1 protein-coding gene is annotated in these 1,027 nt (G+C 44.3%); it reads right to left on the reverse strand.

Going from position 1 to position 1,027, the window contains the following annotated elements; translation table 11 throughout:
* Positions 1-197: 197 nt before the first annotated feature.
* A partial coding sequence (locus F6K38_RS43045; RefSeq protein WP_287361061.1) for a secretin GspD/PilQ domain-containing protein occupies positions 198-1,027 on the reverse strand: 830 nt, incomplete at its 5' end.

The raw sequence follows: 1,027 nt of genomic DNA on the forward strand, positions 1-1,027 counted from the left end.
GATTTATAAAAATTAAATCAAACCAAGTCAATAAAATTGTCAACCAAAAACAAATAAACACGTAAAAGTTTCAAAACCTAACTATTCCCACCACTAAAGTAGGGGGGAGTAGTCAAATCCATAAGTTGATTACCCCCGAGCGAGCAATCCCTCGCTCGGGGAGATAAGTGTTGATTGACGTTTACCTTACCTTTACCTTAATTACCTGGAGACTGAAATCCTCCCCGGTTTAACATTTGACGGGCATCCCGTCCAGGAGTGTAGCTGTAACCATACCCACCATTGCGGTCTGTATCATCCATAATTTGAGGGGTCAGCAGGATAATCACTTCACGGCGTTCATTGACCTTCTCGGTACTTCTGAACAGAGCACCAAGTAAGGGAATATCACCCAAAACTGGCACTTTCGTTATGGTTGTGCGGTCATTGTCCTGAATAATGCCAGATAGAATTAACGTCTGACCATCCCGCAGACGAACTAGCCCAGAGCTCAGTTCTCGGCGACTGAGGAATGTGATTGTATTTTCTGCATTATCACTCTCAAACACTTGAGTTCCCGAAGGAGCTGTGATTATGGGAGCTGTAGATAAGGTGATAAAACCATTGTCGTCAATTCTCTCAACATTCACATTTAGCGTTAAACCAGCCTCTTCAATAACCGGGGTGATGGTTCTAGTGGCCACACCACCATCTAAGTCTATATCTGTCCTCACACTAGTCAGTACTTCCTGAACCAACTTGACACTAGCTTGCTGCCCTTCTTGGATCACTAGAGTCGGGTCGGTCAGAATCTTGGCGTTGCTGCTCTCTATCTGAGCCTCCAAGGTTAATAAGAACTTATCAGGGAACTCAAATAGAGAAGGAAGAGCAAAATCAAACTCGTTTCCATCATCTTGACGCTGGACATCCGTCACACCTGGCTGGAATGGATTATTATTTCGACCAAAACCAGGACGTGCGAAGAGTGATGGAGTACCAGCGGTTTCATTGAAACCCTCAATCACGTTATCAAAGGGAGCATTTTGTC

The sequence above is a fragment of the Moorena sp. SIO3B2 genome, from assembly GCF_010692525.1.
Lineage (GTDB): Bacteria > Cyanobacteriota > Cyanobacteriia > Cyanobacteriales > Coleofasciculaceae > Moorena > Moorena producens.